An 18,124-nucleotide genomic window follows, 5' to 3' on the forward strand; every position below is an offset into this window, starting at 1 on the left:
CCACCGCCACACTCCCGGAAAGGGCGGCCCCTCCAGCAGACGCAACCAACGCCCCCGAACCCGCCCCACGTGGCTTTCTGCCGACCCCGACCCCGGTCCCTGCTTCGCCCCTGTGTCGTTGATATGCGGGGTCAGCAAAGCTGAGCTTCCCGGTCAGCTCCTTACCTACCGGTCAGTCTCTACCGTCTCGGCAACGACCCCAGCCCCCCGTAGGAACGTTGGGAGAGCCGCATGAGTCACACGAGCCGCACCCGCATCCCCGCTCGACGCAGACTGGCCGCCGTCATCACCACCTTGGCAGCCGCTCTCGCCCTCACCACCACCACCTCCACCGCCGTCCCGACCGCCCCCGGCGACATCGCCACCCCCACCGCCACCCCCGGCGACATCGTCACCTCCACCCCCACGTCCTTCCATCCCCTCCCCAACCAGCCCACGCACACCAACGCCTGGCATCTCACCTACCGCTCCACCACCGCCAAGGGCGCCCCCAACGTCGTATCCGGCACCCTCATCGTCCCCAAGGACGCGCGCACCGGGCCGCGTCCGCTCGTCACGTACGCCGTCGGTACCGTCGGGCTCGCCGACCAGTGCGCGCCGAGCGCCGGGTTCCCCAAGGGCACCACCGTCGAGGCCAACCTCATCAACCAGGCCGTCCAGCGCGGCTGGGCCGTCGCCGTCACCGACTACGAAGGGCTCGGCACCCCGGGCGACCACACCTACACCGTCGGGCGCGCCGAGGGGCACGCCGTCCTCGACGCGGCGCGCGCCGCCCTCCGCCACCCGGAAGCCGGCCGGAGCGGTCTGAGCGACCAGTCACCCATCGGCATCATGGGCTACTCGCAGGGCGGCCAGGCATCGAGCTGGGCCGCCGAACTGCACGACTCGTACGCCCCTGAGCTCAACGTCAAGGGCACGGCGACCGGCGGCGTACCGGCCGACCTGCTGGAGGTCGCCGACTTCAACGACGGCAACATCGGCGCCGGCCTGATCCTGATGGCCGCCACCGGCCAGCACGCGGCGTTCCCCGAGCTGGAGCTCGACAAGTACCTCAACGCCAAGGGCCGCGCCTACGTCGACTTCATGAAGAAGAACTGCGTGGCCGTCGACACCGTCGCGGGCCTCTTCCAGCGCATCTCCGACGTGACCGTCACCAACCCGCTCGACCAGCCCGACTGGCAGCAGCGGCTCACCGAGTCGAACGTCGGCACCCACGCCCCCGACCACCCCGTCTACCTCTACCACGGCGGGCTCGACGAGCTGATCCCGTACTCCGTCGGCAGGCAGCTGCGCGCCGACTGGTGCGGCAGGGGCGCGAACGTCCAGTGGCGCTCGCATCCCCTGCTCGGGCACATCGGCGCGGTGACCGTGGGCGCGTTCCCGGCGATGGACTGGCTGGGCGAACGGTTCGCCGGCAGGCCGGCCCAGGGCAACTGCTCGTAACGCCCCTTCCGGAGGGGGCGGCCCCCGCGGGCTCCCCCTCCGCTCGTTTTCGCCACCACTCGCCCTCACCGCCCGTACAGCCCCGCTATCTCTTCCCCGAAGTCCCGTACGATCGCCGCCCGCCGCAGCTTGAGCGACGGCGTCAGGTAGCCGTTCTCCTCGGTGAACTCGACCGGCAGGACCTTGAACGCGCGGATCGACTCGGCCCGCGACACCAGCCGGTTCGCCTCGTCGACCGCCCGTTGCAGCGCGGCCCGCAGGTCCTCGTCGTCGACCAGGTCGCGCAGCGGGACGTCCTGCTTCTTCGTCATCTGACGCCAGTGCCCCAGACCGTCCGGCTCCAGGGTCAGCAGTGCCGTGATGTACGGGCGGTTGTCGCCCACCACCAGGCACTGCCCCACCAGCGGATGCGCCCGCAGCCAGTCCTCCAGGGGCGCGGGGGCGACGTTCTTGCCGCCCGAGGTGATGATGACGTCCTTCTTGCGGCCCGTGATGGTCAGGTACCCGTCGTCGTCGAGCGCCCCCAGGTCACCGGTCGCCAGCCAGCCCCCGTCGCGGGTCACGTCCACCGGCGCCTGCCGCTCCCGGTCCCAGTAGCCGCCGAAGACCTGGCCGCCGCGCAGCAGGACCTCACCGTCGTCGGCGATGCGCACCCCCGTGCCCGGCAGGGGCTGCCCGACGGTGCCGAGGCGGGGTCTGAGCGGCGGGGTCACGGTCGCCGCCGCCGTGGTCTCGGTCAGCCCGTACCCCTCGAACACCCCGATGCCGGCGCCCGCGTAGAACGACGCCAGGCGCCGCCCGAGGGGCGAGCCGCCGCAGATCACGTACTTCACCCTCCCGCCCAGCGCCGCCCTGATCCGCCGGTAGACCAGCGGGTCGTAGAGCGCGCGGGCCGCGCGCAGCCCGTATCCCGGCCCGTCCCCCGTCCCGTGCTCCCGCGCCTCCAGCGCCTGGCCGTAGCGCTGCGCGATCCGGGAGGCGCGGTCGAACGACGAGGCTCGGCCCATCTTCTCGGCGGTCGCACGGCCGGTGTTGTAGACCTTCTCCAGTACGTACGGGATGGCCAGCAGGAACGTCGGCCGGAAGCCCGCGAGCGCGGCCAGGAGGTCGTCGGTCGCGATGCTGGGGGCGTGTCCGAGCCGTACCCGCGCCCGCAGGCAGCCGATCGCGACCATCCGGCCGAAGACGTGCGACAGCGGCAGGAACAGCAGGGTGGACGCCGGTTCCTTGCTGACCGCCTTGAAGACGGGGTGCAGCAGTTCGATCGCGTTGTCGACCTCGGCGAAGAAGTTGGCGTGGGTGAGCACGCACCCCTTGGGGCGGCCCGTCGTCCCGGACGTGTAGACGAGGGTGGCGACCGAGTCCGGCTCCAGACCGGCGCGGCGGGCGGTGACGACGGCGTCCGGGACGTTCCGGCCGGCCGTCCGCAGCCGGTCGACCGCGCCGGTGTCGAACTCCCACAGGTGCGCCAGGTCGTGAAGGTGCTGCCGCTCCGGGCTGATCACCCTGGCCTGCTCGGCGCTCTCGATGGCGCAGGCGACGGCTCCGGAGTCCTGGAGGATCCAGCAGGCCTGGAAGGCGGAGGAGGTGGGGTAGAGGGGGACGGTGATCAGGCCCGCCGCCCAGGCGGCGAAGTCGAGGAGAGTCCATTCGTACGTCGTGCGGGACATGATCGCGATCCGGTCGCCGGGCCGCAGACCTTCCGCGATCAGGCCCTTGGCCACCGCGAGCACGTCGGCGGCGAATTCGGCCGCCGTCATGTCGCGCCAGGTGCCGTCCTGTTGCCTGCGTCCGAGCACGGGGTCGGCCGGTGCCTCGCGGGCGTTGTCGAACGGGATGTCGGCGAGCGATCCGCGCCGTACGGGCGACACGAGCGCCGGGACGGACGCCTCCCGCACGACACCGTCGACGCGGGTCAGCGAGGGAGGGTGCGGCAGCGGTGGGGAGGGACGTGGTGCTGGTTGTCGTCGCAGTGGTCCGGGCGCCGGGTGCATCATCTCGACCTACTCCTGACCCTTGAGTAACCTTACTCAGGAGTAAATCTACGGCCGCGCAGGGAGTCCGGACAATGACCTCGCTCGTACCGCTCCTCGCCCTCGGGGCACTCGCCGCTCCCTTCAAGCGCGGGATCTCCGCCTCGGCCGCCCTGCCCGACATCGCGCTCACGACCGGACATGTACGAATGGACCTCGGTCAGTTGGCGGCGTACGCGCGCATCTGCGGGTTCCCCTGCACCGACCCGCTGCCGCTCACCTATCCGCACGTCCTCGGCTTTCCGCTCGCCCTGCGCGTGATGACGCGGCGCGCCTTCCCCCTCCCGCTGACCGGGCTGGTCCACACCGGCATCTCGATCACCCGCCATCGGGCGCTGCGCCCCGACGACCGGCCCGAACTGACGGTGTACGCGGTCGCGTTGCGCCCCCACCGGCGTGGCACCGAGGTCACCATGGTCACCGAGGCGCGCCTCGCCGGCGCTCTCGTCTGGGCGTCGCACAGCACGTATCTGGCCCGCCACCGCACGGCCGGGAACAGCGACGCGCCGCGCCGCCCGTCGTCCGGGTCCGACGCGCTCCCCGCCGTGGCGTCCTGGGATCTGCCGGGCGACCTGGGCCGTCGTTACGGCGTCACGTCCGGCGACCTCAACCCCATCCACCTGCACCCGCTGACGGCGCGGCTCTTCGGCTTCCCGTGCGCGATCGCGCACGGCATGTGGACGTTGGCCCGGTGCGTGGCGCAGCTCGATCCCGCCGACGCGACGCACGTACGGGCCGACTTCAGGGCGCCGGTCCTGCTGCCCGCGACCGTCACCTACGCGGCGGCCGGTGACGCCTTCCAGGTGCGCGGCCAAGACGGCCGGATCCACCTCACGGGCACGCGGTCGGCCCACCGGACGGGCTCACCCGCGGGGTGAGGGCGGCGCCCACCGCCGGCCGTTCATGAGGTTCTCCAGGCCCGCCCAGGCGAAGTTCATCAGCGTGGCGGCCGTCTCCTTCGCGGTGACGCCCGGCGTCTCGTTGCCCCAGCCCGCGAGCGACTCGGCGGCTCCCACCAGCGCGTGGGCGAGCCCGCCCACTTCCCGCTCGGCCAGCTCGGAGTCGCAGTCCGCCTCGCGCGCCGCCGCCCCGATCAGATAGGTCACGAAGCTGACGATCTCCGCACGCATCCGCGCGACCTCGGCGGCGAAGGGCTCGCCGTGCGTACGAGCCTGGTTGTGCAGGACCGCCCAGCCGTCCGGGTGCTCGGCGGCGTGGGTGAAGAACGCCCGCAGCCCGTCCCACAACTGACGGTCGGCCGGCGCCCCCGGCTCGACTCCGGCCCGTACCGCCGCGACCAGCGCGCCCGCCTCGCGCCGGATGCAGGCCGTGAACAGCTCTTCCTTGGAGTTCAGATACAGATAGACGAGCGGCTTCGACACCCCGGCCAGCCCGGCGATCTCGTCCATCGACGCGGCCCGGTAGCCCCGCTGTCCGAAGGTCTGCACGGCGGCGTCCATCATCTGACGCTCCCGCACGGCACGCGGCATCCGCTTGCCCTTCACAGCCCCACCCACGTCCGCTTCCTCCCACCCGGCAGCCCCGCCTCACCGCGTACCGCGGCCTACTGTCCGGTAAGCGTACGGCGCGCACCCTTCCGGAAGCCCAAGTGCCCCTGAACGCCTGCGTTCAGGGGCACTTCGGATGGTCAGGCGTGGTCGGCGCGTCAGCTCACGCCGCGACCGGCACACCGGTCTTCTGCCCGGCGTCGCGCACGTCGTACTCGTCGTCGAGCTCGTCGACCGGCGAGGCCGTGGCCGTGTTGTACGCCTCGTGGTCGAGGATCTTCTCGCGGGCCGCGACGATGACCGGCACGAGCGCCTGACCGGCCACGTTGGTGGCGGTGCGCATCATGTCCAGGATCGGGTCGATCGCCATCAGCAGGCCCACGCCCTCCAGCGGAAGGCCCAGCGTGGAGAGGGTGAGGGTCAGCATGACCGTCGCACCCGTCAGGCCGGCGGTGGCCGCCGAGCCGACGACCGAGACGAAGGCGATGAGCAGGTACTCCTGGATGCCCAGCTGCACGTCGAAGATCTGCGCGATGAAGATCGCCGCGAGCGCCGGGTAGATCGCGGCGCAGCCGTCCATCTTGGTCGTCGCGCCGAACGGCACGGCGAAGGACGCGTACTCCTTCGGAACGCCGAGGCGCTCGGTGACGCGCTGGGTGACCGGCATGGTGCCGACCGAGGAGCGGGAGACGAAGGCGAGCTGGATGGCCGGCCAGGCGCCCTTGTAGAACTGGATCGGGTTGACCTTGGCGACGGTCGCCAGGAGCAGCGGGTAGACGCCGAACAGCACCAAGGCACAGCCGATGTAGACGTCGGCGGTGAAGGTCGCGTACTTGCTGATCAGGTTCCAGCCATAGTCGGCGATGGCGAAGCCGATGAGGCCGACCGTACCGATGGGCGCGAGGCGGATGACCCACCACAAGGCCTTCTGGAGCAGCTCCAGGACCGCGTTGCTGAGCTTGAGGACCGGCTCGGCCTTCTCACCGAGCTGGAGCGCGGCGATACCGGCGACGGCCGCCATGAAGACGATCTGGAGCACGTTCAGTTCGGTGAACGGCGTGATGACGTCGGTCGGCACGATGCCGGTCAGGAAGTCGATCCAGGAGCCGGAGCCCTCGGGCTTCTGGCCGTCCTTCGGCGTGAGGCCCGTACCGGCGCCCGGGTTGGTGAGCAGGCCGATCGCGATGCCGATGGCGACCGCGATCAGCGACGTGATCATGAACCAGAGCAGCGTCCGTGAGGCCAGCCTGGCGGCGTTGTTGACCTTGCGCAGGTTGGTGATCGACACCAGGATCGCGAAGAAGACGAGCGGCGCGACGGCCAGCTTCAGGAGCTGGACGAAGATGCCGCCGACCTGCTCCAGCGTCGTCTTGAGCCAGCTGACGTCCTGACTGCGGGCGAGCCAGCCGAGGAAGACGCCGAGCAGCAGACCAACGATGATCTGGGCCCAGAAGGGGAACTTGCCGGATATCCGGAAGCGGGTCTTCTGCTTCTGGGGCGCGCTGTCGGGCGCGGTCGCGGAGTTCGCGGACACGGACACACTCCGTTGAGGACGTATGGCGATACGGGGACGGGGGTGCGGCGGCCGTGAGCTGCACGGGACGTGCTGGAGCTGTGGGCGGTCGCCGCTGCGAGATGTCGCTTCTGATGTCAGATGTGGCGGCGACAGGCCGCGGACATGCAGCGGCAGAGATCGACATGGAGGCGCGCCACCAGCACGAGCGGGACGCTCGTGTCAGGGGAGTGCGCGGCTGCTGTCGTCATGCCGAGAACGTTAACACTTGTACTTTGAGAACATCAAAGCTCTTCTTTGGGTAGGCGCCCCCGCGCACCGCCCCGCACACGCCAACACCCCGGCCCCGGACGGCTGTCCGGGACCGGGGTGCCGGTCGGGCTGCTGAGTGTGACGTACCTTACGCGGCGCCTACTGCGTCAGGCCGTCCTCCTGGTTGCGGTTGGACTCCAGCCGGGCCTTCGCGCTGTCCACGCGCTCGACGATCCGCTCCGACATCGCGTCCCGCTGCTTGCGCAGCAGCACGAAGCTGAGCGGCGCGGAGACCACGATGGCGAGCATCAGGACCCACAGGAGGTTGGAATCGCCGAGGCCGGCCGGGACCACACCGAAGTGGACCAGGCCCCAGATGACGAAGAAGCAGGCGACGAAGACGCCCAGGCGCATGGCGGTGTAGCGGATCGTTGCGTGCTTGGTGCTCACGGGGGACCTTCTTCTCAACGGCACCTAAAGGGTCCCTACCAGTCAAGCACAGGCCCTCGGCGAACCCGCCGGGCCCCCGGTCATTGCAGCGGCAGGAGCATGACGATGTCGTCGCGGTCGTCCCCCGGTGCGACCCGGATCGCTCCGGGCACCCGCCCGACCTCCTTGTAGCCGCAGGAGGCGTAGAAGCGGTCGACACCGGTGCCGCCCCGGCAGGTCAGCCGTATCGCGTCGATGCCCCCGAAGCCGCGGACCGCCTCCTCCGCCGCCGCCATCAGGTCGCGCCCGTACCCCTTGCCCTGGTGGGAGGGGTGGACCATCACCGTGTAGAGCCACACCCAGTGCCGCATCAGCCGGTGGGTGTTGTACGTGATGAAGACCGTCGCCGCGACCGCGCCCTCCTCGTCGTACCCGACGAGCAGCCGCGTACGGCCGTCGCTCATGGCGGCGAGGTGCTTGACCCACTCGGGCCGGATGTCGTCGACCATCACGGGAGGTACGAAACCGACGGCGCCGCCCGCGTTGGAGACGTCCGCCCACAGGGCGAGGACGCCGTCGCGCAGGCCGGGGCCGATCCGGGGATCGAGAGCGAAGGTCAGCGCCATGCGCTCGACGATAAACGGATCAGCCGAGCGCCCGCGCCGCCATCCGCAGATCGGACACCAGACCCTCGTACGCCGCCTCGCGGTCGTGGGCGCGCAGGACCGCCGAGGGGTGGAGGGTGGCGACGCCGCTCTCCCCGCGCCCTTCGAGGGGGAGCAGCATCCCGCGCTGCTTCGTCACCCGGAACGAGGAGCCGAGCAGCGCCTTCCCGGCGGTCGCGCCCAGGACGACGATGATCTCGGGGTCGGCCACCCGCAGTTCGGCGTCGAGCCACGGCTCGCAGGCGGTCGTCTCGCGCAGGTTGGGGCCTTGTGGATGCGGCGCTTGCCGCGCTCCGGGACGACCTCGAACTTGAAGTGCTTGACGGCGTTGGTGACGTAGGTGTCGTCCGGGTCGATCCCCGCCTCGTCCAGGGCCCGCGTCAGCACCTTGCCGGCGGGACCGACGAACGGCCGGCCCTGTCGGTCCTCCTGGTCGCCGGGCCGCTCGCCGAGCAGCAGCACTCGGGTGACGCGCCGGAGGGCCCGGTGTGACTCGCCATGCGGCCCGGGTACCCCCCGGGCCGCATGGCCCACACCACAAACCGCCGCGAACGGCGCGGGGTCACCCGTACGACGTCAGACGCGCATCGCCTGCGGCGACTCGCGGCGGTCGGCCTCCGGGCCCGGGTACTCGCGGATGATCTCGTACCGGGTGTTGCGCTCCACCGGGCGGAAACCGGCGTCCCGGATCAGCTCCAGCAGGTCCTCGCGGCCCAGCTTGTTCGGCGTGCCGTAGTTGTCGGCGTCGTGCGTGATCTTGTACTCGACGACCGAGCCGTCCATGTCGTCCGCGCCGTGCTGGAGCGCGAGCTGCGAGGTCTGCACGCCGTGCATGACCCAGAAGACCTTGACGTGCGGCACGTTGTCGAAGAGCAGCCGCGAGACCGCGAACGTCTTCAGCACGTCGACGCCGCTCGCCATCGTCGTACGGGCCTGAAGGCGGTTGCGGATCTTGCCGTCCTTCATGTCCTCGAAGTCGTGCTGGTAGCGCAGCGGGATGAAGACCTGGAAGCCGCCGGTCTCGTCCTGGAGCTCGCGCAGCCGCAGCACGTGGTCCACGCGGTGGCGCGGCTCCTCGATGTGCCCGTACAGCATGGTCGAAGGGGTCTTGAGGCCCTTCTCGTGCGCGAGGCGGTGGATCCGCGACCAGTCCTCCCAGTGGGTGCGGTGGTCCACGATGTGCTGGCGGACCTCCCAGTCGAAGATCTCCGCGCCGCCGCCGGTGAGCGACTCCAGACCCGCCTCGATCAGCTCGTCCAGGATCTCGGAGGCCGGCATGCCGGAGATCGTCTCGAAGTGGTGGATCTCGGTCGCCGTGAACGCCTTCAGCGAGACGTTCGGCAGCGCCTTCTTCAGCTCGCTCAGCGACCGGGGGTAGTAACGCCACGGGAGGCTGGGGTGCAGACCGTTGACGATGTGCAGCTCGGTGAGGTTCTCGTTCTCCATCGCCTTGGCGAGCTTGACGGCTTCCTCGATGCGCATCGTGTACGCGTCCTTCTCGCCCGGCTTGCGCTGGAACGAGCAGTACGCGCACGACGCGGTGCACACGTTCGTCATGTTGAGGTGGCGGTTGACGTTGAAGTGGACGACGTCGCCGTTCTTGCGCGTACGCACCTCATGGGCGAGGCCGCCCAGCCAGGCCAGGTCGTCGGACTCGTAGAGGGCGATGCCGTCCTCGCGGGTCAGCCGCTCCCCGGCCCGGACCTTCTGCTCCAGCTCGCGCTTCAGCCCCGCGTCCATGTACGGCCGCCTCCCATATGTCTACGTAAAACAGGCTCCACCCAAGGTACGCCTAGCCCTCTTCCGGCAGTTCCCCGACCCGGTTCTCCCACTTGGTGGAGAGCACGATCGTGGTGCGGGTGCGGGAGACGCCCCGCGTCCCGGACAGCCGGCGGATCGTCTTCTCCAGGCCGTCGACGTCGCCGGCCCGGACCTTGAGCATGTACGAGTCGTCGCCCGCGATGAACCAGCAGTCCTCGATCTCCGCGAGATCGCGCAGCCTGCGCGCCACGTCCTCGTGGTCCGCCGCGTCCGACAGCGAGATGCCGATCAGCGCGGTGACGCCGAGACCGAGCGACTTGGCGTCGACCGTGGCGCGGTAGCCGGTGATGACACCCGCCGCCTCAAGACGGTTGATGCGGTCGGTGACGCTGGGGCCCGAGAGGCCGACGAGCCGGCCGAGCTCGGCGTACGAGGCCCTGCCGTTCTCCCTGAGGGCCTGGATGAGCTGCCTGTCCACGGCGTCCATATGCCTGAAGCCTTCCATTGTTCAGCAGTACCGCGAGTTTATGTGTGCCATCTAAGGCGCGCAGGGCTCAACGCCCGACGAAGTCTCTCAGACGATCAAGAGCGGGGATCCGACCGGTCCGTACGGGAGGCCCCCAGCTCGCCCTCCCAGCGGCGGTACAGGCGGTGCGGCACCCCCGCCGCGTCCAGCACCCGTCCCGCGACGAAGTCCACCAGGTCCTGGATGTGCGTCGCGCCCGCGTAGAACGCCGGAGAGGCCGGCAGCACCACGGCTCCCGCCTCGTCCAGCGCCACCATGTGCCTGAGCGTCTGGCCGCTCAGCGGCGTTTCGCGCACCGCGACCACCAGCGGGCGCCGCTCCTTGAGCGTCACGCTCGCCACCCGTTGCAGCAGGTCCTTCGACAGCCCCAGCGCCACACCCGCCACGCTCGCCGTCGACGCCGGGACGATCAGCATCCCCCGGGCCGGGTACGAGCCGGACGAGGGCCCGGCGGCGAGGTCCCCGGCGGCCCAGTACCGCACGTCGCCGACGTCGGCCGAGAACGTGCCCGGTTTCCCGTCCGCGCCGCGCGCCAGCCAGGCGCGCAGGTCGTCCTGCCAGTGCGCGTCGCGGAACGCGATCCCCGTCTCGTCCAGCAGGGTCAGCCGCGCGGCCCGGCTGACCACCAGGTCCACGCTCTCGCCCGCGTCCAGCAGCCCGCGCAGCACGGCGGCGGCGTACGGCGTACCGGACGCACCGGAGACACCGACGACCCACGGGCGGCGCGACGGCCGCTGACTGCGCGCATGTCCTGACTCCACGTGCCCGACCTTATCCAAGCGGGCGCGCGCGGAACCGAGTCAGGTACCCGGGACGTTCCCCTGACAGGCCGCACACCGGCCGTCCGCACCGCAGGGGGATGCCATGTCACCGACCGCCGTCGACCGCCACCGGAGCAGTCCGGCCAGGACCGCCGCGCTGCTCATGCTCGGCTGGGTCGCCCTGCTGTGGGTCCTGGAGGCCCTGGACACCGCGACGGGCTCGCTGAACACGTACGGGCTGAGCCCGCGCGAGGCCGGCGAGCTCCGCGACGTACTGCCGATGTCGTTCCTGCACCACGGCTTCGACCACGTCGCCTCGAACAGCGTGCCGCTGCTGATCCTCGGCTTCCTGGCCGCCCTGGGCGGCATACGCCGCTTCCTGGCCGTCGTCCTGACGATCATGGTCGTGGGCGGCCTCGGGGTCTGGCTCACGGCCCCGGCGTACTCCAACACGGCCGGCGCGTCGGTCGTCGTGTTCGGCCTGCTGGGCTACCTGCTGGTCCGCGGCTTCGTCGACCGCAGCGCGCGCGACATCGTCATCGGCCTGCTGGTCGGCGCGGTCTACGGCTCGCTGCTGTGGGGCGTGCTCCCCACGGACACCGCCGTGAGCTGGCAGGGCCACCTCTTCGGGCTGGTCGGCGGCGTGCTCGCCGCGTTCCTCTTCCGGCGACGGGCGGCCGTCCTCACACCGTGAGGCCGCGCACCAGCAGGTCCAGCAGCGCGCAGACGAACAGCGCTATGCCGATGAAGCCGTTCGTGGAGAAGAACGCCCGGTCGAGGCGGGACAGGTCGTGCGGCTTCACGATCGTGTGCTCGTAGAGGAACGCCACCGCCACGACGACGAGACCCGCCCAGAAGAACACCCCGGCGCCGGTGGCCAGCGCGTACCAGACCAGCAGCGCGGTCGTCACCGCGTGGCACGCCCGCGCGCCGTACAGCGCGGCCGGGACGCCGAAGCGCGCCGGCACGGACTTCACTCCGTGCGCGCGGTCCGCGTCGACGTCCTGACTGCCGAAGATCAGGTCGAAGCCGCCGATCCAGATGCCGACCGCGAGACCCAGGATCACCGCGTCCCAGGACCACTCCCCCGTGATCGCCAGCCAGGCGCCGACGGGGCCCATGGCCTGGGCGAGACCCAGGATGGCGTGCGGGAAGTTCGTGAAGCGCTTCCCGTACGGATAGACCACCATCGGCACGACGGCGATCGGCGCCAGCGCCAGGCAGAGCGGGTTCAGCGCGGCGGCCGCGCCGAGGAAGACGACGACGGCGATCAGCGCGCCGGTCCACGCCGACCTGACGGAGACCGCGCCGGTGACCAGCTCGCGGTTGGCGGTGCGGGGGTTACGGGCGTCGAGTTCTCGGTCGATGATCCGGTTGCACGCCATCGCGAACGTCCGCAGGCCGACCATGGCCACGGTGACGAGCAGCAGCTTGCCCCAGTGGATGTTCCGGTCCAGCTGGAACATGGCGGTCAGCGCGGCGATGTACGCGAAGGGCAGCGCGAAGACCGAGTGCTCGATCATCACGAGCCGCAGGAACGCCTTCGTCCTGCCGGGACCGGGGACCGCGGCGGCAGCGCTGCTCACAGGCCGTACTCCTTCCAGCGGCGGTCGACCTTCGCCGCCGTCGCCGGGTCAGACTCGACCATGTCCGGCCAGCCGCCGTCCCGGGTGTAGCCCTCCTCGGGCAGCTTCCTCGTGGCGTCGATGCCCGCCTTGCCGCCCCAGAACTGCTGGTACGACGCGTGGTCGAGGTGGTCGACGGGCCCCTCGACGACCGTCAGGTCGCGGGAGTAGTCGGTGTTGCCGAGCGCCCGCCAGGACACCTCGTGCAGGTCGTGGACGTCGCAGTCCTTGTCGACCACGATGATCAGCTTGGTCAGCGACATCATGTGCGCGCCCCAGATGGCGTGCATGACCTTCTGGGCGTGCTTCGGGTACTTCTTGTCGATCGAGACGATCGCGCAGTTGTGGAAGCCGCCGGACTCGGGCAGGTGGTAGTCCACGATGTCCGGGACGATGATCTTCAGCAGCGGCAGGAAGAAGCGCTCCGTGGCCCGCCCCAGCGGCCCGTCCTCCGTCGGCGGACGGCCGACGACGATCGACTGGAGCAGCGGGCGCTTGCGCATGGTCACGCAGTCGACGGTCAGCGCGGGGAACGGCTCCTGCGGCGTGTAGAAGCCGGTGTGGTCGCCGAAGGGGCCCTCGGGCAGCGTCTCGCCCGGCTCCAGCCAGCCCTCGACGACGACCTCGGCGTTCGCCGGCACCTGGAGCGGCACGGTCTTGCAGTCGACCATCTCGATCCGCTTGCCCTGCACGAAACCGGCGAAGAGATACTCGTCGATGTCGCCGGGCAGCGGGGCGGTGGAGGCGTACGTCACGGCCGGCGGGCAGCCGAAGGCGATCGCGACCGGCAGCCGCTCGCCCCGCTCCGCGGCGACGGCGTAGTGGTTGCGGCTGTCCTTGTGGATCTGCCAGTGCATGCCGATGGTGCGCTTGTCGTGGCGCTGGAGGCGGTAGAGGCCGAGGTTGCGGACCCCGGTCTCCGGGTGCTTGGTGTGGGTCAGGCCGAGGTTGAAGAACGACCCGCCGTCCTTGGGCCAGGTGAAGAGGGCCGGCAGCATGTCGAGGTCGACGTCGTCGCCCGTCAGGACGACCTCCTGCACGGGGGCGTTGTCGCCCTTGACCTTCTTGGGCGGTACGTGGGCCATCGCCCCGAGCTTGCCGAAGGCCTCCCGCACGCCCACGAAACCCTGCGGCAGCTCGGGCTTGAGGAGGCCGCCGATCTTGTCGCTGATCTCGGCGTACGACTTCAGCCCGAGGGCCTTGAGCAGCCGGCGGTCCGTGCCGAAGACATTCATCGCCAGGGGCATGGCGGAGCCCTTGACGTTCTCGAAGAGAAGCGCGGGCCCTCCCGCCTTGTTCACCCGGTCGACGATCTCCCCGACCTCCAGGTAGGGATCGACTTCGGCCTTGATGCGCTTGAGGTCGCCCTCGCGCTCCAGCGCCCGGAGCAGGGAGCGAAGATCGTCGTAAGCCATGCCGTCCAGTATCCGGTACGCACTACGCTTGCCCCGTCACCGGGGCCGCGCACCGCGCCCCGCGGTCCGTGTCCCGGGAGCTCGCCCTCATGCTCAGGTATCTGCCGTTCCTTCTGGTCCTGGCGCTGTGGATCTATGCCTTCATCGACTGCCTGAACACCCCCGAGGACGAGGTCCGCCACCTGCCCAAGGTGGTCTGGGTGATCATCGTGCTGCTCTTCGGCGAGGTCCTGATCGGCCCGGTCGCCTGGCTCGCGGTGGGCAAGGTCCGCGGGGGCGCGCAGGGCGGCGGCAGGCCGTCGGGCAAGCGCCAGTGGGTCGCTCCCGACGACAACCCCGACTTCCTCAAGTCCCTGAAGGACGAGTCGACGCTCCAGGAGCGGGAGGCGGACCTCCGCCGCCGCGAGGAGGACCTCGAGCGCCGCGAGGAGTCCGACCCGGAGGACCCGACGCCGCCCAAGCCCTGACACGATGCCCGCCCTTCCCCATCCGCCCCGTGGCGGGGACGTGCCGGGGCGGTCCCCGCGGGGCGTCGAACCCCCGGGAACTCGGTCACGATTTGCCACACATGATTCGAAAACCCGTACACGCGTGAACTCACGGTACGTAAGCTGGAGTTGACGTAGCGACACATGTGGCTGGTGCGGGGGGCACTGTGGACAGAGAGCTGTTCGGACGCGAGGCAGTCCTCGACGGCCTCGCACCACGGCTCGTCGGTCTGCCTCCGCGCGGTTTCCAGAAAGTCCCCTACGAGCACCGCGACGACCTGCCCGTCGTCGTACTGACCGGCGGGCGCGGCATGGGCAAGACCGCCGTACTCAAGCGCCTGCACACCGCGTACCGCGCACGGACCCCCGTCGCGCTGATCGACTGCGAGCGCGACCAGTTCCGTGAGCGCTCCCCCGAGGCGTCCCTCGCCTGGTCGCCCGTCACCGAGGCGCTGACCGAGCTCGGTGAGCAGCTCGCACCCGCCGTGCACGGCGCGGGGGCCGTCGAGTTCCCCCGCCTCTCCGCCGGGCTGCTCGCCGTCGCGAGCCTCGGCTGGCGCCCGCACGACGACGAGAACATCCTGGCGGAGGGCCTGCGCCTGGGCCTGCTGGCCGAGCCGGGGTCCCGCTGGCGCGGTCAGACCAGGACCTGGCTGTCGAAGGTCGTCGCGAAGTTCGCCGGCATGGCCTCGGGAATGCCGGGACTCGACGTGGTCGTGGAGACCACCGTCGAGTCCCTGCTGGACGACCTGTTCGGCCGCGGGCAGCGGGCCTCCGCGCAGTGGTACGGCGACTATCCCGGGGCCGGCGGCCAGGCCAAGCGCGGCCTCACCCTCCTCGCGCTGCACTTCCGGCGCGGCAGCGAGCACCGCGTGCGCGCCGAGCGGCACCTGGTCGGGGCGCTGCGCGCCGACCTGGAGGCGGCGTACCACGGGATGGGGCGGCTGCGGCGGGTCGGACGGCCCGTGCTGCTGATCGACAACGGGCAGGCCCCGCTCGGGCGCCGGCTCGTCGAGCCCGTCCTGCGCGACCGGGCCGACGGCAAGCGCGATCCCGTGGTGCTGATCGCCGCGCTGCGCGGGTACGACCATCCGGCGCTGCGTCATGCCGTACGGCGGTCGTCGCCGGAGGTCCGGCACGAGCTGGGGTGGGAGCGCGGGCGCGAGGTCGCGTCGGGCGCCGTGGCGGTGGAACTGACGCCGCTCGACCCCGAGCACGTACGGCAGTTCCTCGACCGTACGGACCCCCGGCAGCTGACGCGGGCGCAGCTCGCGCGCGGGGTGCACCGGCTGACCGGGGGGCGGCCGGTGGGCGTCGACCTGCTGGCGCGGGCCGCCGGCCAGGACGGACACCCCGAGCGGTTCACCCCGGGCTCGCTGCTCGGCGCGGCCGTGGCGCTGCGCGAGGACACCGAGGGGCGGCCGGTGGCCGACGAACTGCTCGGGCGGCTGGTGCCCGCGTCCCGGCTCGACTGGCTCACCGTGCTCGCCCCGGCCCACGACGTGCGGTCGGCCGAAGCGCTGGCGGCGTCGCGGCTGCCGCGGGAGGAGGGCCGTACGGGGCTCGCGGCCGTGCGCGACGCGCGGACGCTGCTCGCCGACGAGCACTGGGCGTCGGACCCGCGGTGGTTCGTGGGCGACCCGTTCCTGCGGACGCTGCTGTTGCACCGCCTGCGGTACGGCGATCCGGGCGCCTCCCGGTGGCGGGCCGTCCATCAGACGCTCCGGGACCACTTCGGGGACGCCGACGTGCCCCGGCGGCTGCACCACGAGCTGGCGCTGGGGGACGCCGAGGGCGCCGTCACGTACCTGCGGGAGACCTTCGCGACCGCGGACGCCCGGATCTGGCTGGACGAGCTGCGCCTCATCGCCTCCGCGCCGCACTTCGAGGAGGCGGACGCGCGCGCGGCGGTGGCGCTGGGCCGCACCGGTTCGCCGACGGGCGCGGACCCCGTCCTGCACGCCCGGGTCCGCCGGCTGCTGTTCGCGGTCTGGCACCTGACCGATCCGCTGGCCCTTCCGGACGACGAGGTGACGGAGAAGATGGGGTACGAGTTGGGGCTCCTCTCGGAGCTGCACAGTTCCGGCAACGAGGTTCTCTGGCAGGCGTCCCGCTCCTGGCCGCAGGCCGTGCGCGACTGGCGCCCCCTGGGCGGTACGGGAGGCGGGTCATGACCGACTGGTTTCGCAGGGTGTTCTGGTTCACGCCGTTGCGCAAGGGGCTCACGGTGCTGCTGGCGCTCGCGGTGGTCGCCGGCCTCGCGTACGGCGTACACCGCGTCGCCAACCCCGACCTGACCTGCGCCGAGGGCGTCGCGCGCCCAGAGGCGGACGCGGAGTGCGTCGGCGTCTCCGCGGACGGCTACGCGTTCGGCGTGACCGCGCTGAAGGAGGTCGCCGGGGCCATCGCCCGGGAGAACCAGGGGCTGACGAAGGGGGAGTACGCGACGGTGGCCGTGATGCTGCCGATCACCTCCACGGACAGCGGCATGCGCACCAAGGTCCTCCACGAGCTCCAGGGCGCGTTCCTCCAGCAGTACGCGGCCAATCACGACTCCAACGAGCAGGTGCCCAAGATCCGGCTCGTGCTCGCCAACACCGGCAAGGGCAACCACTACTGGCGCACGACCGTGCGACAGCTCAAGGGGATGGTGGACGGGCCCGACAACCTGCGGGCCGTCTCCGGCGTCGCGACGAGCAGCGCCGAGACCAAGGACGCCGTGAAGGAACTCACCGGCGCCGGGATCCCGGTGATCGGGACCACCATCACCGCCGACGACATAGCCAACGGGCCCGACGGGGACCCGTACCCCGGTCTCGCCCGGGTCTCGCCCACGAACGGCGACGAGGCCCGCGCCATCGCCCAGTTCGGCAAGGTCGAGGCCAAAAGAGCCGTACTGGTCCAGGACACGCGGCCCGGCGACCACTACACCGCCACCCTCAAGAAGGCGTTCGCCGACCTGCTGGCCGACGCCCCCTACGAGCCGCAGCTGTTCACCTCCCCGCCCGACCCGACGGACGAAGGAACCACCCCCAACACCTTCCGGCAGATCGCGCTGCTGCTCTGCGGCACCCGGGACGCGGACACGGTCTTCTTCGCCGGGCGCCACACCCAGCTGCGGCAGTTCGTGAACGCGCTGGGGCAGCGGCCCTGCCAGCACCGCGAGTTCACCGTGCTGACCGGCGACGAGGGCTCCTACCTGGGCGCGGACGACCGGCTCGACAAGAAGGCCCTGGCCAACAAGGTCAGCGTGCGATACGCCTCGCTCGCCCACCCCGACGCGTGGAAGGAGCCCGGCGCCCCCAGGACGGGCGGCTCCCCGGCGGCGTACAAGGTCTTCACGGATCTGCTGGAGAAGGCCGCCGACCCGGACATCGGGCCCATCGGCGAGACGTCACTGCGGGACGGGCAGGCGATCATCGCGTACGACGCCATGGCCACGGCCGTGCGGGGCATCCGGGAGGCGACCGTCGACAAGCTGCCGGCGATCCACGATGTCGTCACCCAGTGGCCGCAGCTGAAGGGGCCGCTGAAGGTCGAGGGCGCGAGCGGCTGGATCTGCCTGGACAACCACGGGAACCCGTACAACAAGGCGGTGCCGATCGTGGAGCTCGCCCGGGACGGCAGTCAGCGGTTCGTGGAGATCGCCTGGCCCGAGGAGAAGGCCCCGGCTCAGGACTGCCTGCCGCCGGGCGCCTCGTAGGC

General features: G+C 71.1%; 16 protein-coding genes and 1 pseudogene. 6 read left to right on the top strand and 11 right to left on the bottom strand.

Annotated elements, in window-relative coordinates:
• The first annotated feature begins 231 nt into the window (after positions 1–231).
• A complete protein-coding gene (locus IE185_RS29280) occupies positions 232–1,443 on the top strand; it encodes a lipase family protein (RefSeq protein ID WP_189716339.1) in 1,212 nt (403 codons plus the stop codon).
• Between the two features lie 65 nt (positions 1,444–1,508).
• On the opposite strand, the gene IE185_RS29285 is transcribed toward IE185_RS29280, so the two are convergent.
• Positions 1,509–3,440, bottom strand: coding sequence for an AMP-dependent synthetase/ligase (locus IE185_RS29285; protein WP_373303773.1), 1,932 nt, complete (start codon positions 3,438–3,440; stop codon positions 1,509–1,511).
• A 71-nt stretch (positions 3,441–3,511) separates the two neighbouring features.
• Here IE185_RS29285 and IE185_RS29290 point away from each other — a divergent pair, with 71 nt between their 5' ends.
• On the top strand, positions 3,512–4,354 hold the full coding sequence (locus IE185_RS29290) for a MaoC/PaaZ C-terminal domain-containing protein (protein ID WP_138898594.1): 843 nt from the start codon (positions 3,512–3,514) through the stop codon (positions 4,352–4,354).
• Here the strand turns inward: IE185_RS29290 and IE185_RS29295 are convergent.
• The 8 genes and pseudogenes from IE185_RS29295 to IE185_RS29330 form a co-directional block, all read right to left on the bottom strand.
• Positions 4,340–4,966 (bottom strand): TetR/AcrR family transcriptional regulator, encoded by a 627-nt coding sequence (locus IE185_RS29295; protein WP_189716366.1) that lies wholly within the window; start codon positions 4,964–4,966, stop codon positions 4,340–4,342. The two genes, IE185_RS29290 and IE185_RS29295, sit on opposite strands and share 15 nt — an antisense overlap.
• Before the next feature lie 181 nt (positions 4,967–5,147).
• Positions 5,148–6,518, bottom strand: a complete 1,371-nt coding sequence (locus IE185_RS29300) for a dicarboxylate/amino acid:cation symporter (RefSeq protein ID WP_138895727.1) — start codon at positions 6,516–6,518, stop codon at positions 5,148–5,150.
• 390 nt (positions 6,519–6,908) lie between these two features.
• Positions 6,909–7,163, bottom strand: coding sequence for a DUF4229 domain-containing protein (locus tag IE185_RS29305; protein ID WP_069930527.1), 255 nt, complete (start codon positions 7,161–7,163; stop codon positions 6,909–6,911).
• Positions 7,164–7,279: 116 nt separating this feature from the next.
• Positions 7,280–7,804, bottom strand: a complete 525-nt coding sequence (locus IE185_RS29310) for a GNAT family N-acetyltransferase (protein ID WP_138895728.1) — start codon at positions 7,802–7,804, stop codon at positions 7,280–7,282.
• Positions 7,805–7,823: 19 nt separating this feature from the next.
• Positions 7,824–8,308: pseudogene (locus tag IE185_RS29315) on the bottom strand (UdgX family uracil-DNA binding protein); the annotation flags it as partial.
• Between the two features lie 111 nt (positions 8,309–8,419).
• Complete coding sequence (mqnE, locus tag IE185_RS29320) at positions 8,420–9,583, bottom strand: aminofutalosine synthase MqnE (protein ID WP_069927546.1); 1,164 nt, start codon at positions 9,581–9,583, stop codon at positions 8,420–8,422.
• Positions 9,584–9,635: 52 nt separating this feature from the next.
• A complete protein-coding gene (locus tag IE185_RS29325) occupies positions 9,636–10,091 on the bottom strand; it encodes an Lrp/AsnC family transcriptional regulator (RefSeq protein ID WP_138895729.1) in 456 nt (151 codons plus the stop codon).
• A gap of 95 nt (positions 10,092–10,186) precedes the next feature.
• The gene (locus IE185_RS29330) at positions 10,187–10,891 is read right to left on the bottom strand and encodes a UbiX family flavin prenyltransferase (RefSeq protein WP_138895730.1); all 705 of its coding nucleotides are present in this window, start codon (positions 10,889–10,891) and stop codon (positions 10,187–10,189) included.
• 103 nt (positions 10,892–10,994) lie between these two features.
• Here IE185_RS29330 and IE185_RS29335 point away from each other — a divergent pair, with 103 nt between their 5' ends.
• Positions 10,995–11,585: a rhomboid family intramembrane serine protease gene (locus tag IE185_RS29335; RefSeq protein WP_138895731.1), complete on the top strand. Its 591-nt coding sequence runs from the start codon at positions 10,995–10,997 to the stop codon at positions 11,583–11,585.
• On the opposite strand, the gene mqnP is transcribed toward IE185_RS29335, so the two are convergent.
• Together mqnP and IE185_RS29345 are read right to left on the bottom strand one after the other, a co-directional pair.
• Positions 11,575–12,477 (bottom strand): menaquinone biosynthesis prenyltransferase MqnP, encoded by a 903-nt coding sequence (mqnP, locus tag IE185_RS29340; protein WP_138895732.1) that lies wholly within the window; start codon positions 12,475–12,477, stop codon positions 11,575–11,577. The genes IE185_RS29335 and mqnP overlap by 11 nt on opposite strands.
• Positions 12,474–13,931, bottom strand: coding sequence for a menaquinone biosynthesis decarboxylase (locus tag IE185_RS29345; protein ID WP_138895733.1), 1,458 nt, complete (start codon positions 13,929–13,931; stop codon positions 12,474–12,476). The genes mqnP and IE185_RS29345 overlap by 4 nt, the downstream gene beginning before the upstream one ends.
• A gap of 89 nt (positions 13,932–14,020) precedes the next feature.
• Here IE185_RS29345 and IE185_RS29350 point away from each other — a divergent pair, with 89 nt between their 5' ends.
• The 3 genes from IE185_RS29350 to IE185_RS29360 all read left to right on the top strand — a co-directional run bounded on the left by IE185_RS29350 (position 14,021) and on the right by IE185_RS29360 (position 18,122).
• Positions 14,021–14,398: a PLD nuclease N-terminal domain-containing protein gene (locus IE185_RS29350; RefSeq protein ID WP_138895734.1), complete on the top strand. Its 378-nt coding sequence runs from the start codon at positions 14,021–14,023 to the stop codon at positions 14,396–14,398.
• A 188-nt stretch (positions 14,399–14,586) separates the two neighbouring features.
• Positions 14,587–16,593: a hypothetical protein gene (locus tag IE185_RS29355; RefSeq protein WP_138895735.1), complete on the top strand. Its 2,007-nt coding sequence runs from the start codon at positions 14,587–14,589 to the stop codon at positions 16,591–16,593.
• Positions 16,590–18,122, top strand: a complete 1,533-nt coding sequence (locus IE185_RS29360) for an ABC transporter substrate-binding protein (protein ID WP_138895736.1) — start codon at positions 16,590–16,592, stop codon at positions 18,120–18,122. Before IE185_RS29355 ends, IE185_RS29360 begins: the two co-directional genes overlap by 4 nt.
• Positions 18,123–18,124: the final 2 nt, after the last annotated feature.

The sequence above is a fragment of the Streptomyces chryseus genome (genome assembly GCF_014650755.1).
GTDB lineage: Bacteria > Actinomycetota > Actinomycetes > Streptomycetales > Streptomycetaceae > Streptomyces > Streptomyces chryseus.